The following is a 22,213-nucleotide window of genomic DNA, read 5'->3' on the forward strand; positions in this document are numbered from 1 at the left end:
GCCGAGCCGGCCCTGGACCACCCTGGCAGTCATGCTGTCACGGGTGAGACAGGAGCCGGCTTTTTCGTTTCCTAGAATCTAGAATCGCACGATCGTTCGATTCCTGATCCACCAGCTCCGCTTGCGAGGGAACCCCATGAGCGCCACCTACGAGACCCGCGGCCCCGTTGCCGTCATCACCCTGAACAACCCGCCGGTCAACGGCCTCGGGTTGTCCACCCGAAAGGGCATCACCGAGGGCATCGAGCGGGCGTCGAACGACCCCGCGGTGAAGGCCATCGTGATCACCGGCGCCGGCAAGGCGTTCTCGGGCGGCGCCGACATCCGCGAGTTCGGTTCGCCGCTCGCCTCGGCCTCGCCCGACCTGCTGAGCGTGATCGCCGCCGTCGAAGGCAGCGACAAGCCCGTCGTCGCCGCGATCCATTCCGTCGTGATGGGCGGTGGCCTCGAACTGGCCCTCGGCTGCCACTACCGCGTGGCCGCTGCCGGCACGCAGGTCGCGCTGCCGGAAGTGAAGCTCGGACTGCTGCCGGGCGCCGGCGGCACGCAGCGCCTGCCGCGCGTGCTGGGCCTCGAGACGGCCCTCAACCTGATCGTCACCGGCGACACCGCCAAGAGCGAGCAGCTCGCCGCCCAGCCCGGCCAGAAGCTGTTCGACAAGCTCGTCGACGGCGACGTGCTGGACGCCGCGATCGCCTTCGCGAGTGACGTGGCCGACCGCCGACCGCTGCCGCGCGTGCGCGACCTGAAGGTCTCGCACCCCGAGCCGGACGCGTACTTGCAGTTCGCCCGCAACACCGTGGGCGCGATGTCGAAGAACTTCCCTGCGCCGCTGCAGTGCGTGGAGGCCGTCGCCGCCGCCGTGAACAAGCCGTTCGATGCCGGCATGAAGGTCGAGGGCGAGATCTTCGCCGCGCTGATGCAGACGCCGGAGAGCCGCGCCCAGCGCCACATGTTCTTCGCCGAACGTGCCGCGTCGAAGATCCCCGACGTGCCGGCCGACACCCCGGTGCGCGCCATCGCCAAGGTGGGCGTGATCGGCGCGGGCACCATGGGTGGTGGCATCGCGATGAACTTCCTGAACGCCGGCATTCCGGTGATCATCCTCGAGACGAAGCAGGAAGCGCTCGACCGGGGCCTGGCCACCGTGCGCAAGAACTACGAGGCCCAGGTCAAGAAGGGCAAGCTCGCGCAGGACAAGCTCGACCAGCGCCTCGCGCTGCTCACGAGCACGCTCGCGTACGACGACCTGAAGGACGTGGACCTCGTGATCGAGGCGGTGTTCGAGGACATCAACGTCAAGGAGACGGTGTTCAAGGCGCTTGACGAGGTGTGCAAGCCCGGCGCCATCCTCGCCAGCAACACGTCCACGCTCGACGTCGACAAGATCGCCGCGTTCACGAAGCGCCCGCAGGACGTGGTCGGCATGCACTTCTTCAGCCCGGCCAACGTGATGAAGCTGCTGGAGGTGGTGCGTGGCGCGAAGACCGCGAAGGACGTGCTGGCCACCGTGATGGCGCTCGGCAAGAAGATCCGCAAGACCTGCGTGGTGTCCGGCGTGTGCGACGGCTTCATCGGCAACCGCATGATCGAGCAGTACAGCCGCCAGGCCGGCTTCCTGCTGGACGAGGGCGCGTCGCCGCAGCAGGTGGACAAGGCCATCGAGAAGTTCGGCTTCGCGATGGGCCCGTTCCGCATGGGCGACCTCGCCGGCAACGACATCGGCTGGTACATCCGCAAGCGCCGCTACATCGAGCAGCCCGACATGCGCTACAGCAAGACGGCCGACCTGCTGTGCGAGCTGGGCCGCTTCGGCCAGAAGACCAGCGCCGGCTGGTACGACTACGTGCCGGGCAAGCGCGACGCGAACCCGTCGCCGGTGGTGGCCGAGATGCTCGAGAAGCACCGCGCCGCGCTCGGCATCACGCCGCGCAGGATCAGCGACGAGGAGATCGTGCAGCGCCTCGTGTACGCCCTGGTGAACGAGGGCGCGAAGATCGTGGAGGAGGGCATCGCCTCGAAGGCCTCCGACATCGACATGGTGTACCTGACCGGCTACGGCTTCCCGCTGCACCGCGGCGGCCCGATGTGCTACGCCGACACGCAGGGCCTGTTCAACGTGGTGGCGTCGATGAAGAAGTTCGCGAAGAACCCGGCCGACGACGCGGCGTTCTGGCAACCCGCGCCGCTGCTCGCGAAGCTGGCCGCCGAAGGCAAGACCTTCTCTTGATGACGCATCACCGAACACGAGGAATCACACCATGACCAACGCAGTGATCGTCTCCACCGCCCGCACCCCGCTCGCCAAGAGCTGGAAGGGCGCCTTCAACATGACCCATGGCGCCACGCTCGGCGGCCACGCGGTGCAGGCCGCCGTGTTGCGCGCCGGCATCGATGGCGCCGAGGTCGACGACGTCATCATGGGCTGCGCCACGCCCGAAGGGGCCACTGGCAGCAACATCGCCCGCCAGATCGCGATCCGGGCCGGCCTGCCGGTCACGACCAGCGGCATGACCATCAACCGCTTCTGCTCGAGCGGCCTGCAGACCATCGCCACCGCCGCCCAGCGCATCATCGCGGGCGAGGGCGACGTGTACGTGGCCGGCGGCGTCGAGAGCATCTCGTGCGTGCAGAACGAGGCCAACCGCCACATGATCGCGGACAGCTGGCTGCGCGAGCACAAGCCCGAGATCTACTGGAGCATGCTGCAGACCGCCGAACAGGTGGCCAAGCGCTACAAGATCGGCCGCGACCGCATGGACGCCTACGGCGCCCAGAGCCAGCAGCGCGCCTGCGCCGCCCAGGCCGCCGGCAAGTTCAACGACGAGATGGTGGCCATGACGGTCACCGCCGGGGTCGTCGACAAGGTGCTGGGCCTGCGCACGAAGCAGGTCACGATCAGCGCCGACGAAGGCCTGCGCGAAGGCACCACCGCCGAAGGCATCGCGGGCATCCGCCCGGCGCTGCCCGGCGGCGTGATCTCGGCCGGCAACGCCAGCCAGTTCAGCGACGGCGCCGGAGCCTGCGTGCTGATGAACGAGACGCTCGCCGAGAAGCGGGGCCTGAAGCCCCTGGGCCGTTTCCTCGGCTTCGCGGTGGCCGGCTGCGAGCCCGACGAAATGGGCATCGGCCCGGTCTTCGCGGTGCCGAAGGTGCTGAAGAAGCTCGGCCTGACCGTGAACGACATCGACCTGTGGGAACTCAACGAGGCCTTCGCCGTGCAGGTGCTGTACTGCGCCGACACGCTGGGCATCCCGATGGACCGCCTGAACGTCAACGGCGGCGCCATCGCCGTGGGCCACCCGTACGGGGTCAGCGGCCAGCGCCTGACCGGCCACGCGCTGATCGAAGGCAAGCGCCGCGGCGCCAAGCGCGTGGTGGTCACGATGTGCATCGGCGGTGGCATGGGCGCGGCCGGTGTCTTCGAAGTGCTTTGACCCGCGGGTCCTGGGCCTGCTTTTCGCGGCGTGTGCCGCGCAGGCCCAGGTCAACCGCTGCACCGGTCCGCAGGGCGAGGTGCGCTACTCGGACCGCACCTGCGAGGCCCTGGGCCTGACCCGGGATGCGGAGTCGAGCCGACGGCTCTCCGGCGTGCGCATCGAGTACTACGACGTCTCGGGGGCCGACGGCGGCACGCTGTCGGCGTCGCTCGCGCAGCGGGGCCCGAAGGGCTTCCACGGCCTCACCGACTGGGAGTACCGCTACGACTACCGCGTGGCGCCCACGCCGGCGGGCACGTGCCGCGTCACCGGCGTGCGAACGTCGGTGACCGGGCGCATCCTGATGCCCCGCTGGGTGGACGAGCCGAAAGCGCCGAAGGCCCTGCGCGAGGCCTGGTCCACCTACATGGACGCCCTGATGAAACACGAGGAAGGGCACATGGCCACCGGCCAGTCGCTCACGCGGGCGCTGCAGGCCGACATCGGTGCGGCCACCGGCCCCGACTGCAAGACGCTGCGTGCCGACGTCGAGCGCCTCGCGCAGGACCTGATGGCGGAGCATCAGGAGCGTGACCGGCGCTACGACGCCGAGACCCAGCATGGCGCCACGCAGGGCGCCCGATTCACACCCCCTTGAACGGGACCCGAACCATGAGCTTCCGCGACACCCTGGACTTCCTGCTGTACGACTGGCTGAACGTCGAGACGCTGACGGCGCGCGAGCGTTTCGCCGACCATTCGCGCGAGACCTTCACGTCGGTGTTCGACACCTGCGAGCGCATCGCCCGCGAGAAGTTCGTGCCGTTCAACCGCCTCGCCGACACCGAGGAGCCGCACTTCGACGGCGAGCGGGTGGTGCAGCCCCAGGCGGCCCACGACGCCGCGAAGGCCTTCGTCGAGAGCGGCATGCTCGCCGCGGCGCAGGACGCGGAGATGGGCGGCATGCAATTGCCGTGCGTGATCGAGATGGCGGCCAACAGCTTCTTCTCGAAGGCCAGCATCGGCCTCGGCGGCGGTGCGATGCTGACGAGCGGCAATGCCAACCTGCTGATGGCCCACGGCACCGAGGCGCAGAAGGACGTGTTCGCGAAGAACGAGTTCTCGGGCCGCTTCTTCGGCACGATGTGCCTGTCCGAACCGCAGGCCGGCTCCAGCCTCTCCGACATCGTCACGCGCGCCGTGCCGGACGGGGAGGGCGCCGGGAGCGATCCGCTGGGGCCGCGTTATCGACTTCGCGGGAACAAGATGTGGATCTCCAACGGCGAACACGAACTCGCCGAGAACATCGTGCACCTCGTGCTCGCGAAGATCCCGGGTTCCGACGGGCAACTGGTGCCCGGCACGAAGGGCATCTCGCTGTTCATCGTGCCGAAGAAACTCGTCGACACGGACGGCGCGCTGACCGGCGAACGCAACGACGTGGCGCTCGCAGGCCTGAACCACAAACTGGGCTACCGCGGCATCCCCAACACGCTGCTGAACTTCGGCGAGGGCAAGTACCCGGTGCGCGGTGGCGCCGGCGCCATCGGCTACCTCGTGGGCCGGCCGGGCGACGGCCTGCGCAACATGTTCCACATGATGAACGAGGCGCGCATCGGGGTGGGCCTCGGCGCCACCATGCTGGGTTACGCCGGCTTCGAGGCCAGCCTCGACTACGCCCGCCAGCGCCCGCAGGGCCGCCCGGTGGCCGTCGGCGGCAAGGACGCCAGCCGCCCGCAGGTGCCCATCGTCCAGCACGCCGACGTGCGGCGCATGCTGCTCGCGCAGAAGGCGTACTGCGAGGGCGCGATGGCGCTCGCGCTGCAGTGCGCGCACCTCGTCGACGAGCACCACACGGGCGATGCGGCAGCCGCCGCCGAGGCCGGGCTGCTGCTCGACATGCTCACGCCCATCGCGAAGAGCTGGCCCAGCGAATGGTGCCTCGAGGCCAACAGCCTCGCGATCCAGGTGCTGGGCGGCTACGGCTACACGCGCGACTACCCGGTGGAGCAGTACTGGCGCGACAACCGCCTCAACATGATCCACGAGGGCACCCACGGCATCCAGGGGCTCGACCTGCTGGGCCGCAAGGTGGTGATGGACGGCGGGCGCGGCTTCGCGCTGCTGGCGTCTCGGGTCGAGGCCACCATCGCCCGCGCGAAGGCCCGACCGGCGCTCGCGCCGTTCGCCGAGTCGCTGGCCGGCACGTGGGCCGCGCTGGCGAAGGCCACGCAGGCCGCGTGGTCCACCGGCGTGCCCGAGGAGGCCCTGGCCAACGCCACGCCGTACCTGCAGGCCTTCGGCCACACGGCGCTCGCGTGGGTCTGGCTGGACGTGGCGCTCACCGCCCACGCCGCGCCCGACTCGGACACGGCGCGCGGCCTGCGCCAGGCCGCGCAGTTCTTCTTCCGCTACGAGCTGCCGAAGGTGCCCGCCTGGCTGGCCGTGGTGGAGAGCCGCGACGACACCTGCCGCCAGATGCAGGAGGCGTGGTTCTAGGCGATGATGGGCGTCCATCGTCTCCCGGGAACGCGCTGAATGAAAACGAGCACGCTCGACACCCTGATCTGGGTGCTGGTCTACGGCGGCCTGCTGGTCGTCTGCTTCGGCATCGCCGTGCAGCGCTCGGCCGGGCCGCTGGGCACGTCGATGATGGTGGGCGGGGGCGTGGTGGCGGCGGTGGGGTTCGCGCTGATCTACGTCCGCTCGCGCATGAAGGGCGACTGACCGATGCCGATGCGGTCGTGGCGGGCGGGCGCTGCGGCGCTCGCGGTGGTGTGGGGTGGCGCGGTCGCCGCGCCCTACGAGTTCCCGGCCTGGAAGACGCCGCGCCAGATCGAGCGGGCCTGCGCGGCCTCGCTCGCCGAATCGCGTGATGCGGTCCGGCGGCTCGAAGGGCTCGACCCGGGGCCGGGCCTGCTGGCCGCGCTCGACGACCTGACCATCCTGCAGGAGGACGTCGCCGGCCCGGTCGCGCTGCTGTCGGCCGTGCACCCGGCCAAGGCGCTGCGCGACGCGGCCCAGGCGTGCGAACGCCGGCTGCAGGACTTCGCCGCCGCGTTCCTGCAGAACGCGCGGGTCCACGCGGCCCTGCGGGCCACGGACCCCGCGGACGACATCGACCGCCGCTTCCGCAAGGACCAGCTCGACGCGTTCGAGGACGCCGGCGTGGCGTTGCCACCGGCCGGCCGCGCGAAGGCCCGGCGCATTGCGCGTGACCTCGCGCGGCTGGAGCAGGATTTCGAACGCCGCATCGCCGAGGACCACCGCCGACTCGCGTTCACCGAAGCCGAGCTCGACGGCGTGCCTCGCGCCGTGTGGGCCTCGGCGCCGAAGGATGGCCAGGGCCGCTACCGGCTGGGCCTCGACGCGCCCACGTACCAGCCGGTGGTCGAGCACGCGACGAACCGCGGCACGCGCGAACGCATGTGGCGCGCCGGGCTCACCCAGGGAGGCGACGCCAACCTGCGCACGCTCGCCGAGATCGCCCGGCTGCGGCGCGAACAGGCGCGCCTGCTGGGCTTCGCGTCCTACGACGACCTCGTGCTGCGCCGGCGCATGGCACACGACGAAGCCACCGTCGCCGCATTCCTCGCGAGCGTGCAGGATGCCGTCGCCCGCCGGGAAGTCGCCGACCTGGCCGTGCTGAAGTCCGCCTTCGACGGCGGCACGGTGCAGCGCTGGGATGTGGCCTTTCTCTCCGAGCAGGTGCGCCGCGAACGCCACGACGTGGCCCAGGAACAGTTCCGCCAGCATTTCCCGCCGGAGGCCAGCCTCGACTTCGTGTTCGCGCTGGCCGGGCGGCTGTTCGGCGTGCGCTTCGAGGCGCAGCCCCGGAAGCTCTGGCATGCCGATGCGCGGGCCTTCACGGTCAGCGACACCGACGGCACGCATCTCGGCACCCTGTTCGTCGACCTGTACCCGCGGGCCGACAAGTACAACCACGCCGCCGTCTGGAGCCTGAACAACGGCGCCACCCGCACCGGGCGCACGGCGGCGTCCGCGCTCGTGGTGAACTTCAACCGCCAGGGCCTGAACCTCGACGAACTGGAGACGCTGCTGCACGAGTTCGGCCACGCGCTGCACGGGCTGCTGTCGAAGACGCGCTACGCCTCGCAGGGCGGCACGAACGTGCAGTTCGACTTCGTCGAGGCGCCGTCGCAGATGTTCGAGGACTGGGCCTACGACCCGCGGGTCATCGCACTCTTCCAGGAGGTTTGCGCCACCTGTCCGCCGGTGCCCGACGGCCTCCTGGCCCGCGCCTTCGAGGCGCGCGAGTTCGGCAAGGGCATCGGCCAGGCCCGCCAGCGCCTGTTCGCGAGCTACGACCAGGCCCTGTACGGCCGCGAGCCCGCCGAACCGATGGACCTGTGGCGCCGCATGGAGTCGGCCACGCCGCTCGGCCACGTCGAGGGCAGCCAGTTCCCCGCCGGCTTCGCCCACATCGCGGGCGCCTACGCGGCCGGCTACTACGGGTACCTCTGGAGCCTCGTGCTCGCCGAGGACCTGCGCACGGCCTTCGTGTCGGACCGCTTGTCGGCGGACACCGGGTCGCGGTACCGTCGCGAGGTGTTGTCGCAGGGCGGGCAGGTGGACGCGAACGAACTGATGCGCCGCTTCCTCGGCCGCCCCACCAACAACGAGGCCTTTTTCAGGGCGCTGTCGCGTCCCTGACAGCCGAATCGGTCATCATCGACGACCCTTGGAGTCACCATGAGCACCCCCATCCAGAAACTCCTCGACCTCTCGGGCAAGACGGCCCTCATCACCGGTGGATCCCGCGGCCTCGGCCTGCAGATCGCCGAAGCGCTCGGCGAAGCCGGCGCGCGCGTGCTGCTGACCTCCCGCAAGGCCGCCGACCTCGAAGAATCCGCCGCCCACCTGAAGGCCCGCGGCATCGATGCCCGCTGGATCGCGGCCGACGCCAGCCTGCCGGAAGAGATCACCCGCGTCGCCACCGAAGCCAAGGCCGCGCTCGGCGAGATCGACATCCTCGTCAACAACGCCGGCGCCACCTGGGGCGCCCCCGCCGAAGACCACCCCCTCGAGGCGTGGGACAAGGTGATGAACCTCAACATCCGCAGCATCTTCCTGATGAGCCAGGCCGTCGGCAAGCTGAGCATGATCCCGCGCCGCCAGGGCCGCATCATCAACGTGGCCTCCATCGCCGGCCTGTCGGGCGCGTCGAAGGAGATCCAGTACATCGCCTACGGCACCAGCAAGGGCGCGGTCGTGAACTTCACGCGCACGCTCGCCGGTGAATGGGGGCGCCACAACATCAACGTCAACGCGCTCGCCCCGGGCATGTTCCCGAGCAAGATGACCAAGGGCACCATCGACCGCGTGGGTGCCGACAAGCTGTCCGGCAACGCGCCGCTCGGCCGCATCGGTGACGACGACGACCTCAAGGGCGCCGCGCTGCTGTTCGCGTCGGCCGCAGGCAAGCACATCACCGGCCAGATCCTGGCGGTGGACGGCGGTGTCTCGGCCATCCACGGCGGGGGCTGACCGGCCATGGAGTTCCCGCGCCAGATCCCGTTCGTCAAGACGCTCGGCTTCGAACTGCTGAAGTTCGAGGGCGGCGAGGCCGAGATCGCCGTCGAGGTGCGCGACGAACTCTGCAACTCGTGGATGGTGGCCCACGGCGGGCTCACCATGACCCTGCTCGACGTGGCCATGGCCCACGCGGCCCGTGCGCCGCAGCCGGGCTCGGAACCCACGGGGCAGGGCGTGGTCACCATCGAGATGAAGACCAGCTTCATGCGGCCGGGCCTCGGCCGCATGGTGGCGAAGGCGAAACTCGTGCACGGCACGGCCTCGCTCGCGTTCTGCGAGGGCTCGGTCTTCGACGAGAAGGGCGCGCTGCTGGCCCAGGCCACCGGCACGTTCAAGTACCTCAACGGGCTGCCCGCGGGCGGGCGGCGCATCCAGAAGCCTGGCGCTTCCGACTGACTGAACGAGCCGCACCCATGAGCGACCTGATCCTCCACGAATACGAGTCGTCCCCGTTCTCCGAGAAGGTGCGGCTGGTGATGGGCCTCAAGGGGCTGGCGTACCGCTCCGTCGAGGTGCCGGTGATGCTGCCGAAGCCCGACGTGGTGGCGCTCACCGGCGGCTACCGCCGCACGCCGTTCCTGCAGGTGGGGGCCGACGTCTACTGCGACAGCGCTCTGATCTGCCGCCTGCTGGAGCAGCGCGCGCCGCAGCCTTCGCTGTACCCGCACGTGCTCACCGACCTGCAGCACATCGTCTCGAACTGGGCCGACAGCACGCTGTTCTGGGCCGCCATTCCCTACGCGCTGCAGGCCGGCGGCCTCGCCCAGCGCCTCGCCGACGCGTCGCCCGACTTCCTCAAGGCCTTCGGTGCCGACCGCGCGGCCATGACCGTGGGCCGCGCCCGGCCCGGTCCGGCCGACACGGGCGTGCAGCTGCACACGCAGTTGCGCTGGCTCGAATCGATGCTGGCCGACGGCCGGCCCTTCCTGCTGGGCGCGGTGCCCAGCATTGCCGACGTGTCGGCCGCGCAGTCGGTGTGGCACCTGAAGCGCGCGCCGCTGCTCGGCGAACTCTTCACGCCGTACCCGAAGGTCTCGGGCTGGTACCGCCGCGTCGAGGCGTTCGGCCACGGCAGGCCCACGCGCCTCTCGAGCGGCGAGGCGCTGGAGGTCGCCCGCGCCAGCACCACGTTCGCGCCGGTCTCGGTCGCCCCGGGCCTCGGCTTCGAGGCCGGCGCACCCGTCACCGTCTCGGCCACCGACTACGGCACCGACCTCAACGAAGGTGCGCTCGTGGGTCTGACGGCCGACGAGGTGGTGATCGAACGCACCGACGAACGGGCCGGGCGCGTGCACGTGCACTTCCCGCGCCTGGGCTATCAGGTCAAGGCCGTCAAGACTCCGAACTGAAAACAGAAAGGGACATCCCATGAACAACTTCAAGGGCGGCACTGCCGTCATCACCGGCGCGGCGTCCGGTTTCGGTCTCGAGGTCTCGCGCATCGCCGCCGGCCTGGGCATGAACGTCGTGATGGCCGACGTGCAGCAGGAAGCGCTGACGAAGGCCGCGGCCGAGATCTCGGCCCTGGGCGTGCAGGTGCTGCCGTACCGCCTCGACATCTCCAAGGCCGCCGAGGTGGAAGCGCTGGGCGCGGCCACGTTCGCCAAGTTCGGCGCGCCGAACTTCGTGTTCAACAACGCCGGCGTGGGCGGTGGCGGCCTGATCTGGGAGTCGTCCCTGAAGGACTGGGACTGGGTGCTCGGCGTCAACCTGATGGGTGTGGTGCACGGCGTGCGCGTCTTCACGCCGATGATGCTCGAGGCCGCGAAGAAGGACCCGTCCTGGCGCGGCCACATCACCAACACCGCGTCGATGGCGGGTCTGGTGGCGGCGCCGAACATGGGGGTCTACACGGTCAGCAAGCATGCGGTGGTCGCGCTCAGCGAAACGCTGTACCAGGACCTCAGCCTCGTGACCGACCAGGTGCACGCTTCGGTGCTGTGCCCGTACTTCGTGCCCACCGGCATCGCCGACAGCGCGCGCAACCGACCGGCCGAGCTGAGCGACAACGCGCCCATGACCAAGAGCCAGCTGATCGGCCGCGCGATGGCGTCGAAGGCCGTCACGAGCGGCAAGGTCACGGCCACCACCATCGCCGAGTCGGTGTTCGAGGCCATCCGCAACGAGACCTTCTACATCTACAGCCACCCCCAGGCGCTGGCCGGGGTGCAGGTGCGCCTGGACGACGTGCTCCACGGCCGCAACCCGAGCGACCCGTTCGTCGCCCGCCCCGAGAAGGGCGAAGAACTGCGCAAGGCGCTGCGCGAGGCCTGACCTAGAGCCAGCCGACCTTCCTGAAGTAGCGGTACAGCACCCCGCACGACAAGGCCATCGTCACGAGGGCCGCGGGGTAGCCCCAGATCCACTTCAGCTCGGGCATGACCTCGAAGTTCATGCCCCAGATGCCGGCGAAGACGGTGGCCAGCGCGAAGATCCCGGCCCAGGCCGCCAGACGCTTCGCGGTCTCGGCCTCCTCGATCGTCACCATCGACAGGTTCACCTGGATCGCGGTGCCGATCGTGTCGCGCAGGCCGTCCAGCAGGGCGTTGATGCGCGCCAGGTGGTCCACCACGTCGCGGAAGTAGTCGCGCGTGTTCGCGCACACCTGGGGCACGCGGCCCACGGTCAGCTTGCTCACCGATTCGAGCAGCGGGGCCACGGCGTGCTTGACGACCGTGATGCGGCGCTTGAGCGCGTACAGCCGCTGCACGTTCGCCCGGCCCGTGCCCGGCGTGAAGATCTGCTCCTCGATGTCCTCCAGCTCGGCTTCGAGCGTGTCGATGACCGGGAAGTATTCGTCGACGATCGCGTCGATCAGCGCGTACAGCACGAAACCCGAGCCGTTGCGCAGCAGGTGGGGTTCGCGCTCGGCGCGCTCGCGCACCACGCCGAGGGAGTGCATCGAACGGTTGCGGATCGAGATGACGAAGTTCGGGCCGGCGAACACGTCGACCTCGCCCACCTGCAGGTCCTGCTCGGGCGACAGCTCCACCGTGTGGACCACCGCGAACACCGTGTCGCCGTACTCCTCGATCTTCGGGCGCTGGTGGCCGTGCCTCGCGTCCTCCACCGCGAGTTCGTGCAGGTCGAACTCGACCCGCATCGTCTCGAGCTCCTCGGGCGTGGCGTCCTTCAGGGCCACCCAGACGAAACAGCCCGGGCGGGCGAGGTAGTCGCTGATCGCCTCGGGGCGGATGTCGGCGAGCTTGCGGCCTTCCTCGTAAGCGACGCAGGTGATCAGCATGGTGAGCGGGGAACGGTGTCGGGAGGCGACAATGGTCGCATGGCCGGCCCCGCGCCGCACGCCCCTTCCGAACGATCCCCGCTGAACCGCTCCCGCATGTCCCTGCCGTCTCCCTCCGAATCTCCCCGCGTCGCCGTCGTCGGCGGTGGCCCTGCCGGCCTGATGGCGGCCGAAACCCTGGCGGCGCGCGGCGTGGCGGTCGAACTCTTCGACGCGATGCCGTCCGTCGGCCGCAAGTTCCTGCTGGCGGGCAAGGGCGGCCTGAACCTGACGCACAGCGAGGCGCCCGAACCTTTCCTGCGCCGCTACGGCAGCGCCGCGGCTGCCCTGGCACCGCACGTCGAGGCCTTCGGCGCGCAGGCGCTGCAGGACTGGGCGCACGGCCTCGGCATCACCACCTTCGTGGGCAGCTCGGGGCGCGTGTTCCCCACCGACATGAAGGCCGCGCCGCTGCTGCGCGCCTGGCTGCAGCGCCTGCGCGCGGCCGGCGTGCGCTTCTCGATGCGCCACCGTTGGACGGGCTGGGCGCCCGAACGCGCCCACACGCTGAACTTCCAGACCCCGGCCGGCCCGGTCTCCCGGCACTTCGATGCCGTGGTGCTGGCCCTGGGCGGCGGCAGCTGGGCGCGTCTCGGGTCCGACGGCGCCTGGGTGCCGCGGCTCGCGTCCCGGGGCGTCAACCTGGCGCCGCTGAAGCCGTCGAACTGCGGGTTCCACGTCGCGCCGGCCTGGTCCGAGCACCTGCGCACGCGCCATGCGGGCGACCCGCTGAAGGCGGTGGCGCTGTCGGTGGGCGACGAGTTCCGGCAGGTGGGCGAGTTCGTGCTGACGGAGACCGGCATCGAGGGCAGCCTCGTCTACGCCGCATCGTCGTTCCTGCGCGACCGCATCGCGCGCGACGGGAAGGCCACGCTGTCCCTGGACCTGCTGCCCACGCACACGGCCGAGCGGGTCGCGGCCGAGGTGGCGCACCCGCGCGGGTCGCGGTCATTGTCGTCGCACCTGAAGTCCCGCCTGGGCCTGCACGGCGTGAGGGTCGGGCTGCTGCACGAGGTGCTGGACAAGGCCGCGATGGCCGACCCGGTGCGCCTGGCCGCCACCATCAAGGCGCTGCCGCTCACGGTGGATGCCACCCGGCCCATCGACGAGGCCATCAGCACCGCCGGCGGCGTGCGGTTCGACGGGCTGGACGCGGGCCTGGGCCTCAAGGCCGTGCCCGGGGTGTTCTGCGCGGGCGAGATGCTGGACTGGGAGGCTCCGACCGGCGGCTACCTGCTCACGGCATGCTTCGCCACCGGTCGAACGGCCGGGGAGGGCGCGGCGGCCTGGGTGACGCGCTAAGTCTCCTGGACCAGCTTGTCCCGGGCCGTGGTCACCACGGCCTCGGTGAGCCGGTCCAGCATCGGGATCTGCAGCCGCGCGTGCTGCCAGTGCAGGGCCACCGACAGGTCGGTGCCCGGCACCAGCTCGACGAGCTTGCCGCGCTTGAGCAGGTCGGCCACGAACATCCGCGGGTTCATGCCCCAGCCGAGGCCGGTGAGGGCACCGGCCACGAAGGCCTGCGACGACGGCAGCCAGTGCCGCGGCACCTCCACGGACCGGCCGCACACCTGGCGCAGCCAGTCGGCCTGCAGCGCGTCCTTGCGGCTGAAGGTCATGCAGGGCGTCTCGGCGAGCGATGCCGCATCCACCCCGTTCTTCAGGTAGCGCTTGACGAAGGCGGGGCTGGCGGTGGCCACGTAGGGCATCCTGCCCAGCGGGATGCTGCGGCAGCCCTGGATGGGCTTGGCGCTGGCCGTCACCGCGGCGATCACGGCGCCGCTGCGCAGCCATTCGGCCGTGTGGTCCTGGTCGTCGATGCTGACGTCGACCAGCGCGGCCTCGGTCTCGCAGAAGCGGGCGGCGGCGCCCACGAACCAGCTGTCGAGGCTGTCGGCGTTGACCGCCACCTTGAGCGTGAGGCGCGCGGCCGGGTCGCCCAGCTGGCCCATGGCGGGGAGGGCGCGGTGCAGGTCGTGCTCCAGCATGCCCACCTGCTCGACGTGGCGGCACAGGCGCTGGCCGGCCGCGGTGGCCGTGCAGGGCGTGCCGCGCACGATCAGCGCCAGGCCCATCCGCTCCTCCAGCAGCCGGATGCGCTGGGAGATGGCCGACGGCGTGACGTGCAGGGCGCGGGCGGCCCGCTCGAAGCTGCCGTCGCGCACGACCTGGGCCACGGCGGCCAGCGAGGCGTAGTCCAGCATGATTCAGTTCTCCTTCACGAGATGCAGGAAGTTTAACTTTCCTAATCTCGTACCGCCGGGCATCCTGACGGCATGGATCTCCCCGTCTCGTCTTCCTTCATCACCGGCTTCGGTCTCTGCCTGGGCCTGATCGTGGCCATCGGCGCCCAGAACGCTTTCGTGCTTCGCCAGGGCCTGCGCCGCGAACACGTGCTGCCCATCGTGGTGTTCTGCTTCATCGCCGACGCGCTGCTGATCACGCTGGGCGTGGCCGGGATGGCCCGGCTCATCGCGGCCCACCCGATGGTCGCCACCGCGTTCGCCGCGGGCGGCGCCGCCTTCCTGCTGGCCTACGGCGCGCGGGCCGCCGCCCGGGCCCTGCGCCCCGGATCGATGGCCCTGCCGGGCAGCGGCGCGGCCGCGCCGCTGCGCCACGTGATCCTGCAACTGGCCGGCTTCACGTTCCTCAACCCGCACACCTTCCTCGACACCGTCGTGCTGGTGGGTTCGGTGGGCGCCCAGCAGGCCGGCGCGCTGAAGTGGTACTTCACGGCGGGCGCGGCTTCGGCCAGCGGTCTGTGGTTCGCGGGCCTGGGCTATGGCGCCCGGCTGCTCGCGCCGCTGTTCCAGCGTCCGGTCGCGTGGCGCGTGCTGGACGGCATCGTGGCCGCCGTCATGTTCCTGCTCGCCGGCCTGATGGCCTGGCAGGCGTTCGGCGCCTGAGCCGGGCGCGTCCCGCGGTCGGGAGACCGCCGGCCCCTCACGAAATGACGCATCCCGCAACCGCACGTTACCTCTCCCTCCTCTTGAGGTACGGCATTTCGGGGTCATGTCCTACACGCAGGATGCGACGGTGCTCATACAGTTTGGTTTCCCCGGGGCCGCAGACTCTCTCCCTCCCCAACTACTGCGGTCTCTTCAACGGATGGTGTCTCACGGCACCGTCCGTTTTTTTTACCCGTACGCCTTCTCGCGCGGCCAGCATTTTTTTCAACGGCACCTTGCCGGGACGGCGGACACCTGACTCTGGTCTATGCTTGCCGCCATGGAAAAAGCCAAACCCTTCTCGATGATCCGGGAGTTCCACCTCGCGGACTGGTTCACGCTCGCGAACGCGTTCTGTGGTGTCGGGTCGTTGTTCTCGGTGATGACCTACCTCCAGACCCGCGAGGTGCTGCACCTGTACTTCGCCTGCGCGCTGATCCCGCTCGCCCTGATCTTCGACGTGCTCGACGGCCGGATCGCCCGCTGGCGGCAACGCTCGTCGGCCATGGGCCGGGAGCTCGACTCGCTGGCCGACGTGATCTCCTTCGGTGTCGCACCGGCCGTGATCGCCTACGGCGCGGGCATGCAGGGGTTCTACGACCGCATCGTGCTGGTGTTCTTCGTGGCGGCCGGCGTGTCGCGGCTGGCGCGGTACAACGTCACCGCCGAGGCGCTCTCCGAGGGGGGCGACAAGGTCAAGTACTTCGAGGGCACGCCCATCCCCACCTCGCTGGCCCTCGTGATCGTCATCGCGGTGGCCGCCTGGCAGGGGGCCATCGGCCCGGACCTGTGGTTCGGCATGGTCACCATCGGCGGCTTGAAACTCCACCCTCTGGTGCTGATGTTCGCGCTGTCGGGGTCGCTGATGGTCAGCCGCATCCGGATCCCCAAACTCTGACCGCCCCGGCGGTTCACCATGACCTTCGACAAGATCTTCTTCGCGTTCGTCATCGTGCTCGCGCTGACGTTGAACCTCGGGTTCGTCGTCGGCGACATCGCGAACATCGCCCACCACAACCGGTACGAGCTGTTCGCGTCGCTGGTGGTCAGCCTGGTGGCCACGGTGATGAAGTTCGGCGACCGCTCGCAGCTCGGCTCCACGATGCTCGCCACCAGCCTCGTCGCCGACCTGCAACTGATGGCCGCCGCGGCGTTCTGGGCCTACGCCACGCTCGACGGGTCGTACCCGTCGGTGCACGACACGGTGACCATCGTGTCCCTCGCGATGGGGGCGCTCGCCGCCAACGTGATCTCGGTGGTGCTGCTGATCATCGAGACAGCCAGCCTGCGGCGATGATCGGGCCCGACGGCCGCGCCCAGCACGGCGTCTTCATCCTGCTGCGGCGCCTTCGCGTGCCGCTGGTCCTGCTGATCGTCTCGTACTCCGTGGCCATCGCCGGGTTCACGGTGGTGACGGGATACACGCCGGAGGGCCGGCCGTGGCAGATGAGCTTCTTCCACGCCGTCTACTTCGTCAGCTTCCTCGGCACCACCATCGGCCTCGGCGAGATCCCGTACCCGTTCTCGGACGCCCAGCGGCTGTGGGCGCTCCTGTCCATCTACACGACGGTGCTCGCGTGGCTGTACGGCATCGGCGCGGTGTTCAGCACGCTGCAGGACCCGCTCTTCCGCCGCATCCTCCACGAGAACCGCGCGTTCTCCGGCGTGCGCCGGATGCGCGAGCCGTTCTACCTGATCTGCGGCTACGACGACTCGGGCACGCTCGTCGCGCGAGAACTCGCCGAGGCCGGCGTGCGCACCGTGGTGGTCGACAAGAACCCCGAGCGGGTGGACGCGGTGGAGGTCGACCAGCTGCGCCAGCAGGTGCCCGCGCTCGTCGCCGACGCGAGCGACCCGCGTGCGCTCACCCTCGCGGGCATCGCGAACGGCCGCTGCGCCGGCGTGGTGGCACTCACCGGGGACGACAGCATCAACGTCAACATCGCGCTGGCCGCGCGGCTGCTGAACCCGAAGAGCGAGGTCATCTGCGCGGCGCGCTGGCACCACAAGCAGCCCGAGATGGCGGCCGTGGGTGCCGACCACATCATCAACCCGTTCGACACGTTCGCCGAGCGGCTCGTGCTGGCCCTGCAGGCGCCCAGCCTGCACATCATCTACGAGGCGCTGACCATCCAGAACGCCAACGCGATGGGCACGCCGCGCATCCTGCCGCACGGCCGCTGGATCGTGTGCGGCCACGGGCCGTTCGGGCGCACCGTGCGGCGGCACCTCGAGAAGGCGGGCATCCAGGTCATCGTGATGGAGGAACACGCCGACGACGACCTGCCCGACGGCAGCGTGGCCGGTTCGCCCACCCGGGCCGAGACCTGGCGCGCCGCGCGCGTCGAGACGGCCGACGGCGTGGTGGTGTGCGGGCCCGACGACACCGAGAACCTCACCGCCTGCCTCACGGCCCGCAAGCTCAACGCCGACGTGTTCCTGGCCGTGCGGCAGAACGAACGGCGCAACAGCCCGATGTTCCGCGCGGCGCCGGTGGACCTGAGCGTGTTGTCGGGCTACATCGTGGCGGCCGAGGTGCTGCGCATCATCCGCGCGCCGCAGCTGTCCTACTTCATGCGCCTGGCCCGCCAGCAGAAGGAAGAGTGGGCGCACAACCTGCTGATGTCGATGCGCGAGCACATCGGCGACGACACGGTCGAGAGCTGGTCCGTCACGATGGACCGCGAGGAGGCGCCCGCCGTCGTGGCCGCGCTGAGGTCCGGCCGCGTGGTGCGGGTGGGCGACGTGATGAGCGCGCCCGACAACCGGGACCTGCGCCTCAGCGCCGTGCCGCTGCTGCTGCAACGGGCGAACGAGAAGGTGCTGCTGCCCGGCGACGAGGAGGTGCTGGCCGAGGGCGACCGGCTGCTGCTGTGCGGCCGCGAGGTGGCGACGTCGCGCATGCGCTGGACCGTGCGGGACGACACCGTGCTCGCCTACGTGCTCGACGGCATCGCGTCGAACCGGCGGGTGCCCTGGCCGGCACTCCCGCCGCTGCCGCCCGGCTCCAACTGCTGAGGCTTGGGGTATCGTCGCGGCTGCCTGACCTTCCTGGAGTTCCCCCGCAGTGCAAAGCTCGACCGTCCAGTGGGCCGCCGCCATCCTCTTCGGCATCGCGCTCGCCCACACCTTCGCCAGCCGGCAGATCGACCGCCTGTCGAAACGTTTCCCCCGCCACGCGGGCCTGTTCCACCTGCTCGGCGAGGTCGAGGTGGTGTTCGGCCTGTGGGCGATCGTGCTCGTGGCCGTGCTCGCCATGATCGCCGGTGGCGCCGAAGCCTTGGCGTACGCGGAATCTCGGCACTATGCCGAACCGGCATTCGTGTTCGTCGTGATGGTGATCGCCGCGTCGCGGCCCGTGCTGTACGCCGTGATGCACGGCATGGTGGGGCTCGGGCGCCTGCTGCCGGTGCGGCCCGCCGTGGCCCAGGTGTGGCTCGGGCTGTCGCTCGGGCCGCTGATCGGGTCGTTCATCACCGAGCCGGCCGCCATGACGCTGTCGGCCCTCGTGCTGGCGCCGCTCGTGTTCCGCCCGGAGATGCCCGAGCACCTCAAGTACGCGGCCCTCGGCGTGCTGTTCGTCAACGTGTCCATCGGCGGCACGCTCACGTCGTACGCGGCGCCGCCGGTGCTGATGGTGGCTTCCACCTGGAACTGGGACTCGTGGTTCATGCTGAGCCACTTCGGATGGAAGGCCGCGCTCGCGGTGGTGATCAACGCCACGGCGGTCACCTGGCTGATGCGCCGGCACGTGCCGACCCATGCCACCGCCACCAACCATGCGTCGGCCCCCGTGCCGGTCACGGTGATCACCGTGCACCTGCTGTTCCTGGGCGGGGTCGTGGCATTCGCCCACCACCCGGTGATCTTCCTGGGCCTGTTCGCGATGTTCCTCGGCTTCACGATGGCCTACCACGAGCACCAGAGCCCGCTGATCATTCGCGAGGCACTGCTGGTGGGCTTCTTCCTGGCGGGGCTGGTGGTGCTGGGCGGCCTTCAGCAGTGGTGGCTGCAGCCGATCGTCTCGGGGCTGTCGCCGCTCGGGCTGTTCTTCGGCGCCACCGCGCTGACGGCCATCACCGACAACGCGGCGCTGACCTACCTCGGGTCGCTGATCGAGGGGCTGTCCGATGCCTCGAAGTACATGCTGATGGCGGGGGCCGTCGCGGGCGGCGGCCTCACCGTGATCGCCAACGCGCCGAACCCGGCAGGTGTCGCGCTGCTCAAGCGCGGCTTCCGCGACGAATCGGTGGGGGCGGGCGCGCTGCTGCTCGGGGCGCTGCCTCCCACGCTCATCGCCATGGCGGCGCTGCTGTTCCTCTGACCGGGGGGACAATCGGGGCCATGACCCTGTTCCACATCGCCTTCTACCGGTTCGTGCCGCTGCCCGACGCGGCCGACGTCGCCGAGCGCCTGCGCGGCCTCGCCGAGGGGCTGACCGGCAGCGTGCTGGTCGCGGCCGAAGGCGTGAACGGCACGCTGGCCGGCCCGGCGGAGGCGCTCGACGCGTTCGAGGCCGCCTTCACGGCCGACCGCCGCTTCGAGGGCCTGCTGTTCCGCCGCAGTGCCTGCACCACGCCGCCGTTCGCCCGCCTGAAGGTGCACCACCGGGCCGAGATCGTGGCGGTGGGGCAGGGCACCGCCATGGGGGGCACGGCCGTGGACCCGCTCGCGTGGCGCGCGCTGCTGGACCGAGACGACGTGGTCGTGCTCGACAACCGCAACAGCTTCGAATACCGCCTCGGGCGCTTCCGCGGCGCCATCGACCCGGGCGTGCGCAACTTCCGTGACTTTCCCGCCTACGTGGAAGCCCATGCGGCGCAATGGAAGGCGGAGGGCAAGCGGGTCGCGATGTACTGCACCGGCGGCATCCGCTGCGACAAGACCAGCGGGTGGATGAGCGGCCTGGGCCTCGACGTGCTGCGCCTGGAGGGTGGCATCCTGAACTACTTCGCGCAGGTGCCCGATGCCGAGCGCGACTGGTCCGGCGAGTGTTTCGTGTTCGACAACCGCATCGCGCTCGACACGCACCTGCAGGAAACCGAGACCACGCTCGAACAGGTCTATGGCGACGACCCGGCGGATGCCTGGCGCCTGGCGCGGGCGCGCCGCCTCGATGCCGCGGCCTGAGACGCCGTCCCCCTTGCCCGCCCTCGATGGCGTGGGCGCGAGCTGCATCGCGCTGCCGCCGGGCCCGTGGCCCACGGTGGCCGCGTTCCTCGTCCACCGCTTCCCCGCGGTGACCGAGGCCGCCTGGGCCGCCCGCATGGCACGCGGCCACGTGGTCGACGAGGCCGGCGAGCCGGTGCGTCCCGACCGCCCGTACCGGGCCCACCTCAAGGTCTTCTACTACCGCGACCTGCCCGAGGAACCCCGTGTGCCATTCGACGAGGCCGTGCTGTTCCAGGACGAGCACCTCGTCGTCGTCGACAAGCCCCACTTCCTGCCGGTCACGCCAGGGGGCCGCTACCTGCAGGAGACGGTGCTCGTGCGCGTGCGCCGCAGGCTCGGCCTCGACACGCTCGTGCCGGTGCACCGGCTCGACCGCGAGACGGCCGGGCTCGTGGTGCTGGCCGTGCGCCCGCAGGACCGCGCGGCCTACCACGCGCTGTTCCGCGAGCGGGCGGTCGGGAAGGTCTACGAGGCCGTCGCCCCGTGGCGGCCCGAGCTGCCGATGCCGCAGGTGCGCCGCAGCCGGCTGGCGGAGTCGCCGCAGGCCTTCATGCAGATGCGGGAGGTGCCGGGCGAGCCGAACGCCGAGACGCTCATCGAGTGCCTGGGCCCGTGCGGGCCGGGCCTCGCGCGCTACCGGCTGACCCCGTCGACGGGCCAGCGCCACCAGCTGCGCGTGCACATGGCGGCGCTGGGCTTGCCGCTGCACAACGACCGGATCTACCCGGTGCTGCAGCCCCAGCTGGCCGACGACGGGACGCCGGGGTTCGACCGTCCGCTCCAGCTGCTCGCCCGTTCGCTCGCGTTCGCGGACCCGGTCACGGGCCAGGCCCGGACATTCGAAAGCCGCCGGGTGTTGTCGGACACCATTTTTGGGCATGATGCGGGCTCGCACGAGGAGGACATCGAGTGACGGTTGACGCGACACGCCGGGCCCTGCTGGCCAGCACGCTCCCCGCGTGGGTGGCGGGCTGCGCGACCGCCCTGGGCCGCGAGGTGGACCTGAGCACGGCGATGACCTCGCTCCAGGCCCGCGCGGGCGGCAAGCTCGGCGTGTTCGTGCAGGACACGGGCAGCGGCGACTTCATCAGCTTCAATGCCGAGAGCCGCTTCGCGATGGCGTCCACCTTCAAGGTGCTGCTGGCGGCCACCGTGCTGCAGCGGGTCGACACCGGCACCGTGTCGCTCGACCAGACCGTCGCCTTCGGCCGCCGCGACCTGCTGTCGTACGCGCCCGTCACCAGCCGCCGCGTGGCGGACGGGCGCATGAGCGTGCGCGACCTGCTCGCGGCCAGTCTCGAACTCAGCGACAGCACGGCGGCCAACCTGCTGCTGGGCCTCGTGGGCGGGCCCTCGGCGGTCACCGACTTCGTGCGGGGCACGGGCGACGTCACCACCCGCCTGGACCGCATCGAGCCCGATCTCAACTCGAACCTCGCGGGCGACCTGCGCGACACCACCACGCCCATCGCGATGGCTCGCACGCTGCAGGCCGTGCTGCTGGGCCGGCGCCACCTGACCATCGCATCCCGCGCCCACCTGCAGGCCTGGATGGTGGCGGCCACCACGGGCAAGCGCCGGCTGCGCGCCGGCATGCCCGAGCTCTGGCGCGTGGGCGACAAGACCGGCTCCGGCGACAACGGCGCGTTCAACGACGTCGCGATGGCGTGGCCGCCGGCGGGCGCGCCGCTCGTGTTCTCGGTCTTCATGACAGGCGCCACCGCGCCGCCCGAGACGCTCGACGCCATCCACGTCGTCGTCGCGCGCCTCGCGGTGCGCGAACTGGCGCCGCCCTGACCGTCGCGAGGGTGACGGCGCGGCCGTGGGGCCGCGCC

21 protein-coding genes are annotated in these 22,213 nt (G+C 70.6%); 19 read left to right on the top strand and 2 right to left on the bottom strand.

Annotation, left to right across the window (positions count from 1 at the left end):
* Positions 1 to 136 precede the first annotated feature (136 nt).
* Genes A4W93_RS13725 through A4W93_RS13770 form a run of 10 tightly spaced genes read left to right on the top strand, consistent with a single transcriptional unit; the run spans position 137 to position 11,249 of the window.
* Positions 137 to 2,230, top strand: a complete 2,094-nt coding sequence (locus tag A4W93_RS13725; protein WP_085751140.1) for a 3-hydroxyacyl-CoA dehydrogenase NAD-binding domain-containing protein — start codon at positions 137 to 139, stop codon at positions 2,228 to 2,230.
* Between the two features lie 31 nt (positions 2,231 to 2,261).
* Positions 2,262 to 3,437, top strand: a complete 1,176-nt coding sequence (locus A4W93_RS13730) for an acetyl-CoA C-acyltransferase (protein WP_085751141.1) — start codon at positions 2,262 to 2,264, stop codon at positions 3,435 to 3,437.
* Complete coding sequence (locus A4W93_RS13735; protein WP_169726538.1) at positions 3,418 to 4,077, top strand: DUF922 domain-containing protein; 660 nt, start codon at positions 3,418 to 3,420, stop codon at positions 4,075 to 4,077. Before A4W93_RS13730 ends, A4W93_RS13735 begins: the two co-directional genes overlap by 20 nt.
* A gap of 14 nt (positions 4,078 to 4,091) precedes the next feature.
* A complete protein-coding gene (locus A4W93_RS13740; RefSeq protein ID WP_085751143.1) occupies positions 4,092 to 5,918 on the top strand; it encodes an acyl-CoA dehydrogenase in 1,827 nt (608 codons plus the stop codon).
* A gap of 39 nt (positions 5,919 to 5,957) precedes the next feature.
* Positions 5,958 to 6,146 (top strand): hypothetical protein, encoded by a 189-nt coding sequence (locus A4W93_RS13745; RefSeq protein WP_085751144.1) that lies wholly within the window; start codon positions 5,958 to 5,960, stop codon positions 6,144 to 6,146.
* A gap of 3 nt (positions 6,147 to 6,149) precedes the next feature.
* Complete coding sequence (locus tag A4W93_RS13750; RefSeq protein ID WP_099959901.1) at positions 6,150 to 8,093, top strand: M3 family metallopeptidase; 1,944 nt, start codon at positions 6,150 to 6,152, stop codon at positions 8,091 to 8,093.
* 39 nt (positions 8,094 to 8,132) lie between these two features.
* The gene (locus A4W93_RS13755) at positions 8,133 to 8,927 is read left to right on the top strand and encodes an SDR family oxidoreductase (RefSeq protein ID WP_085751145.1); all 795 of its coding nucleotides are present in this window, start codon (positions 8,133 to 8,135) and stop codon (positions 8,925 to 8,927) included.
* A 6-nt stretch (positions 8,928 to 8,933) separates the two neighbouring features.
* On the top strand, positions 8,934 to 9,371 hold the full coding sequence (locus A4W93_RS13760; RefSeq protein ID WP_085751146.1) for a PaaI family thioesterase: 438 nt from the start codon (positions 8,934 to 8,936) through the stop codon (positions 9,369 to 9,371).
* A 17-nt stretch (positions 9,372 to 9,388) separates the two neighbouring features.
* The gene (locus A4W93_RS13765; protein WP_085751147.1) at positions 9,389 to 10,324 is read left to right on the top strand and encodes a glutathione S-transferase family protein; all 936 of its coding nucleotides are present in this window, start codon (positions 9,389 to 9,391) and stop codon (positions 10,322 to 10,324) included.
* A gap of 19 nt (positions 10,325 to 10,343) precedes the next feature.
* A complete protein-coding gene (locus A4W93_RS13770) occupies positions 10,344 to 11,249 on the top strand; it encodes an SDR family oxidoreductase (RefSeq protein WP_085751148.1) in 906 nt (301 codons plus the stop codon).
* 1 nt (position 11,250) lies between these two features.
* Here the strand turns inward: A4W93_RS13770 and corA are convergent, their stop codons facing one another.
* A complete protein-coding gene (gene corA, locus A4W93_RS13775; protein WP_085751149.1) occupies positions 11,251 to 12,219 on the bottom strand; it encodes a magnesium/cobalt transporter CorA in 969 nt (322 codons plus the stop codon).
* A 96-nt stretch (positions 12,220 to 12,315) separates the two neighbouring features.
* Between corA and A4W93_RS13780 the strand changes: the two genes are divergently transcribed.
* Entirely contained in the window at positions 12,316 to 13,560 is a 1,245-nt protein-coding gene (locus A4W93_RS13780; protein ID WP_085754163.1) for a TIGR03862 family flavoprotein, read from the top strand.
* Here the strand turns inward: A4W93_RS13780 and A4W93_RS13785 are convergent.
* Entirely contained in the window at positions 13,557 to 14,462 is a 906-nt protein-coding gene (locus tag A4W93_RS13785) for a LysR family transcriptional regulator ArgP (protein ID WP_085751150.1), read from the bottom strand. The genes A4W93_RS13780 and A4W93_RS13785 overlap by 4 nt on opposite strands.
* Before the next feature lie 72 nt (positions 14,463 to 14,534).
* Between A4W93_RS13785 and A4W93_RS13790 the strand changes: the two genes are divergently transcribed.
* From A4W93_RS13790 to bla, 8 genes are all read left to right on the top strand, one after another.
* Positions 14,535 to 15,164: a LysE/ArgO family amino acid transporter gene (locus A4W93_RS13790; RefSeq protein ID WP_085751151.1), complete on the top strand. Its 630-nt coding sequence runs from the start codon at positions 14,535 to 14,537 to the stop codon at positions 15,162 to 15,164.
* 322 nt (positions 15,165 to 15,486) lie between these two features.
* Positions 15,487 to 16,104: a CDP-diacylglycerol--serine O-phosphatidyltransferase gene (pssA, locus tag A4W93_RS13795; protein WP_237357781.1), complete on the top strand. Its 618-nt coding sequence runs from the start codon at positions 15,487 to 15,489 to the stop codon at positions 16,102 to 16,104.
* 18 nt (positions 16,105 to 16,122) lie between these two features.
* Positions 16,123 to 16,503: a DUF6394 family protein gene (locus A4W93_RS13800; protein WP_085751153.1), complete on the top strand. Its 381-nt coding sequence runs from the start codon at positions 16,123 to 16,125 to the stop codon at positions 16,501 to 16,503.
* Positions 16,500 to 18,224: a potassium channel family protein gene (locus A4W93_RS13805; protein WP_085751154.1), complete on the top strand. Its 1,725-nt coding sequence runs from the start codon at positions 16,500 to 16,502 to the stop codon at positions 18,222 to 18,224. The genes A4W93_RS13800 and A4W93_RS13805 overlap by 4 nt, the downstream gene beginning before the upstream one ends.
* Before the next feature lie 49 nt (positions 18,225 to 18,273).
* Positions 18,274 to 19,530, top strand: a complete 1,257-nt coding sequence (locus tag A4W93_RS13810) for a putative Na+/H+ antiporter (protein WP_085751155.1) — start codon at positions 18,274 to 18,276, stop codon at positions 19,528 to 19,530.
* A 20-nt stretch (positions 19,531 to 19,550) separates the two neighbouring features.
* The gene (trhO, locus tag A4W93_RS13815; RefSeq protein WP_085751156.1) at positions 19,551 to 20,336 is read left to right on the top strand and encodes an oxygen-dependent tRNA uridine(34) hydroxylase TrhO; all 786 of its coding nucleotides are present in this window, start codon (positions 19,551 to 19,553) and stop codon (positions 20,334 to 20,336) included.
* On the top strand, positions 20,323 to 21,291 hold the full coding sequence (locus tag A4W93_RS13820) for a pseudouridine synthase (protein WP_085754164.1): 969 nt from the start codon (positions 20,323 to 20,325) through the stop codon (positions 21,289 to 21,291). The genes trhO and A4W93_RS13820 overlap by 14 nt, the downstream gene beginning before the upstream one ends.
* Complete coding sequence (gene bla / locus A4W93_RS13825; RefSeq protein WP_218919197.1) at positions 21,288 to 22,175, top strand: class A beta-lactamase; 888 nt, start codon at positions 21,288 to 21,290, stop codon at positions 22,173 to 22,175. The genes A4W93_RS13820 and bla overlap by 4 nt, the downstream gene beginning before the upstream one ends.
* Positions 22,176 to 22,213 lie beyond the last annotated feature (38 nt).

This window comes from Piscinibacter gummiphilus, from assembly GCF_002116905.1.
In the GTDB taxonomy this organism is placed as follows: domain Bacteria; phylum Pseudomonadota; class Gammaproteobacteria; order Burkholderiales; family Burkholderiaceae_C; genus Rhizobacter; species Rhizobacter gummiphilus.

Coding starts and splice junctions, on each gene's coding strand:
- A4W93_RS13780 (WP_085754163.1), top strand. CDS start 12,316: ATGTCCCTGCCGTCTCCCTCCGAATCTCCCCGCGTCGCCGTCGTCGGC.
- trhO (WP_085751156.1), top strand. CDS start 19,551: ATGACCCTGTTCCACATCGCCTTCTACCGGTTCGTGCCGCTGCCCGAC.
- A4W93_RS13750 (WP_099959901.1), top strand. CDS start 6,150: ATGCCGATGCGGTCGTGGCGGGCGGGCGCTGCGGCGCTCGCGGTGGTG.
- A4W93_RS13740 (WP_085751143.1), top strand. CDS start 4,092: ATGAGCTTCCGCGACACCCTGGACTTCCTGCTGTACGACTGGCTGAAC.
- A4W93_RS13800 (WP_085751153.1), top strand. CDS start 16,123: ATGACCTTCGACAAGATCTTCTTCGCGTTCGTCATCGTGCTCGCGCTG.
- A4W93_RS13755 (WP_085751145.1), top strand. CDS start 8,133: ATGAGCACCCCCATCCAGAAACTCCTCGACCTCTCGGGCAAGACGGCC.
- A4W93_RS13770 (WP_085751148.1), top strand. CDS start 10,344: ATGAACAACTTCAAGGGCGGCACTGCCGTCATCACCGGCGCGGCGTCC.
- A4W93_RS13820 (WP_085754164.1), top strand. CDS start 20,323: ATGCCGCGGCCTGAGACGCCGTCCCCCTTGCCCGCCCTCGATGGCGTG.
- A4W93_RS13805 (WP_085751154.1), top strand. CDS start 16,500: ATGATCGGGCCCGACGGCCGCGCCCAGCACGGCGTCTTCATCCTGCTG.
- A4W93_RS13730 (WP_085751141.1), top strand. CDS start 2,262: ATGACCAACGCAGTGATCGTCTCCACCGCCCGCACCCCGCTCGCCAAG.
- A4W93_RS13785 (WP_085751150.1), bottom strand. CDS start 14,462: ATGCTGGACTACGCCTCGCTGGCCGCCGTGGCCCAGGTCGTGCGCGAC.
- corA (WP_085751149.1), bottom strand. CDS start 12,219: ATGCTGATCACCTGCGTCGCTTACGAGGAAGGCCGCAAGCTCGCCGAC.
- A4W93_RS13745 (WP_085751144.1), top strand. CDS start 5,958: ATGAAAACGAGCACGCTCGACACCCTGATCTGGGTGCTGGTCTACGGC.
- A4W93_RS13760 (WP_085751146.1), top strand. CDS start 8,934: ATGGAGTTCCCGCGCCAGATCCCGTTCGTCAAGACGCTCGGCTTCGAA.
- pssA (WP_237357781.1), top strand. CDS start 15,487: ATGGAAAAAGCCAAACCCTTCTCGATGATCCGGGAGTTCCACCTCGCG.
- A4W93_RS13790 (WP_085751151.1), top strand. CDS start 14,535: ATGGATCTCCCCGTCTCGTCTTCCTTCATCACCGGCTTCGGTCTCTGC.
- A4W93_RS13725 (WP_085751140.1), top strand. CDS start 137: ATGAGCGCCACCTACGAGACCCGCGGCCCCGTTGCCGTCATCACCCTG.
- A4W93_RS13765 (WP_085751147.1), top strand. CDS start 9,389: ATGAGCGACCTGATCCTCCACGAATACGAGTCGTCCCCGTTCTCCGAG.